The organism is Saccharomonospora iraqiensis subsp. paurometabolica YIM 90007 (assembly GCF_000231035.2).
Lineage (GTDB): Bacteria > Actinomycetota > Actinomycetes > Mycobacteriales > Pseudonocardiaceae > Saccharomonospora > Saccharomonospora paurometabolica.
Genome location: NZ_KI912225.1, coordinates 33,876 through 36,151, shown reverse-complemented (window position 1 = coordinate 36,151; position 2,276 = coordinate 33,876). Strand labels below are relative to the sequence as shown.

At 74.9% G+C, this 2,276-nt stretch carries 4 protein-coding genes; 2 read left to right on the top strand and 2 right to left on the bottom strand.

From position 1 onward, the window contains the following. On the bottom strand, positions 1 to 620 hold a 620-nt coding region (locus SACPADRAFT_RS26535; protein ID WP_157577122.1), incomplete at its 3' end, for a pyridoxal-phosphate dependent enzyme. A 138-nt stretch (positions 621 to 758) separates the two neighbouring features. On the opposite strand from SACPADRAFT_RS26535, the gene SACPADRAFT_RS0208830 reads away from it, so the two are divergent. Further along, the gene (locus SACPADRAFT_RS0208830) at positions 759 to 1,022 is read left to right on the top strand and encodes a GlsB/YeaQ/YmgE family stress response membrane protein (protein ID WP_007027333.1); all 264 of its coding nucleotides are present in this window, start codon (positions 759 to 761) and stop codon (positions 1,020 to 1,022) included. A 22-nt stretch (positions 1,023 to 1,044) separates the two neighbouring features. Here SACPADRAFT_RS0208830 and SACPADRAFT_RS0208825 read toward each other — a convergent pair whose 3' ends face one another. After that, positions 1,045 to 1,671: a TetR/AcrR family transcriptional regulator gene (locus SACPADRAFT_RS0208825; protein WP_007027332.1), complete on the bottom strand. Its 627-nt coding sequence runs from the start codon at positions 1,669 to 1,671 to the stop codon at positions 1,045 to 1,047. A gap of 137 nt (positions 1,672 to 1,808) precedes the next feature. Between SACPADRAFT_RS0208825 and SACPADRAFT_RS0208820 the strand changes: the two genes are divergently transcribed. Next, a partial coding sequence (locus SACPADRAFT_RS0208820) for an alcohol dehydrogenase catalytic domain-containing protein (protein ID WP_007027331.1) occupies positions 1,809 to 2,276 on the top strand: 468 nt, incomplete at its 3' end.

The window sequence follows — 2,276 nt, the reverse complement described above, 5'->3', positions numbered from 1 at the left end:
GGGGCCTCCTCGCGCAGCCAGGCCAGCGTCCCGGCCAGCAGCCCGCCCCCGCCGACGGGCACCACCACGGCGTCCGGGGCCCGCCCGAGCTGCGCGACGATCTCGGCGGCGACCGTGCCCTGCCCGGCGATCGTGCGCGGGTCGTCGAACGGGGGGACCAGCACCGCGCCCGTCTCCGCCGCGTCCCGTTCGGCCGACCGGGCGGCGTCGTCGTAGGTGTCCCCCTCGACGACGACCGTGACCTGTTTGTCGCCCAGCCACGCGATCCGGTCCCGCTTCTGCCGGGGCGTCGTGCGCGGCAGGTGGACCCGCGCGGTCACCCCGAGGGCGGCACACGCGAAGGCCACCCCCTGGCCGTGGTTGCCCGCGCTCGCGCAGACGACGCCGCGGGCGCGTTCGTCGGGGGACAGGCGGCTGATCCGGTTGTAGGCGCCGCGGACCTTGTACGAGCGGACGGGACTCTGGTCCTCCCGCTTGAGCCACACGTCGAGCCCGTACCGGCGGGACAGCCGCTCGTTGCGCTGCAGCGGCGTGGCCGGGATGACGTCGGCGAACCCGGCGGCCGCCTCGGCGACGTCCCGGGCCGTCACCGCACCCTCCCGGGCGGAGCGGTCGCTCACCTGCTCACCTCCGTGACCTCGGCCGTGTCGCCGGTGTCCGGCGTCGCCGGACCCGTCAACGCTAGCGCACGCGCCCGCGCGGCGGCCGCGGACCGAGGGTGCCGCGCGGGGACACCCCAAGATCAGTACCGTGTGCGCATGGGTATTCTCGGTTGGATCATTCTGGGCCTGCTCGCCGGCGGCATCGCGAAGCTGCTGATGCCGGGCAAGGACCCGGGCGGATGCATCATCACCGTCCTGCTGGGTGTGGGCGGAGCCCTGCTCGGTGGCTGGCTCGGCCGCACACTGTTCGACACCGACCTCGGCACGTTCTTCGACCTGCGCACGTGGGGTCTGGCGGTCGGCGGAGCGGTGGTGATCCTGCTGATCTACCGCCTGGTCTTCGCGCGCAGCGGGGACTGAGCCGGGCCGGGCCCGACCCGGCTCACCCGTCCGTGCCCGGCGGTGTCCGCGCGGCGGTCAGCAGCGCGGACACCGTCCGGTACAGCACGGCCGCGGCGTCGGCGACGTCCAGCCCGAGGTCGTCGCGGCCGCCCATCCACGCGGGCCAGCTCGTCGCGAGCACCAGGGCCCGGACCAGCTCGGTGCGGTCCGGGCCGGCCAACCGGTCCAGTTCCGGGGCGAACAGCCGCTCGATCTCGTCCCGGAGCCGGTCGTTGTGCCGGGCGCGGTTGCGGCGGACCTGGGCGGAGAACGGCAGCCAGAGCTGCGCGGCCCGGGCCACCCCCGCGATCGATTCCAGCATCCGTACCCGGCGGCGGCAGAACCAGTCGATGCGCTCGTCCAGCGCGGCCCCGACCGGGAGCGGCCCGGCGTCGGCGTACTGCAGGCCCAGTGTCTTCTCGCCCGCCGCGGCGAAGAGCTCCTCGCGGTCGGCGAAGTGCGTCCACAGCGCCCGGCGGGAGACCCCGGCCCGCTGTGCGATCCGGTCGACGGTCGGCCGCAGGTCCCCTTCGAGCATGAGATCCACGTGGGCGTCGATGATCGCCTGCCGCGTCCGCAGCCGGCGTCGGGTGCGTCCGTCGGTGTCCCCGGTCCGCTCTGGCCCCACTCCGGTTCATCCCTGCCGTTGCCGTCGGTGGCGGCGTTCACACCGCTGTCGCCGGAGCCTACAGTGTGCACCTAGAGTGCAAAATCACCGTGGGGCACCGCGTCCCGCGGCGAACCGGCGTCGAAGGAGAGCAGCGCATGCGTGCAGCCCAGGTCACAACCCTGGACGGACCCGCGGCCGTGCGGGTCGCGGACGTCGACGAGCCCGGCGGGGACGGATCCGTCCTCATCGACGTGCACGCGGCCGGGGTGACCTTCCCGGACGTGCTGCAGAGCCAGGGCCGCTACCAGATCCAGCCCGACCTGCCGTTCGTGCCGGGCACCGAGGTGGCCGGGGTGGTGCGCTCGGCGCCCGACGACGCCTCCGTGCGGCCCGGCGACCGGGTGGCGGCGTTCCCCGGTCTCGGCGGTTTCGCCGAGACCGTCGCGGCCCGTCCCGGGATGGTGTTTCCGATCCCGGACCGGCTGTCGTTCACCGCGGCCGCCGCGCTGCCGATGAACTACCTCACCGTGCACTTCGCGCTGACCCGGCGCGGCGGGCTGCGCCAGGGCGAGACCGTGCTGGTGCACGGCGCCGCGGGCGGTGTCGGCACGGCCGCGGTGCAG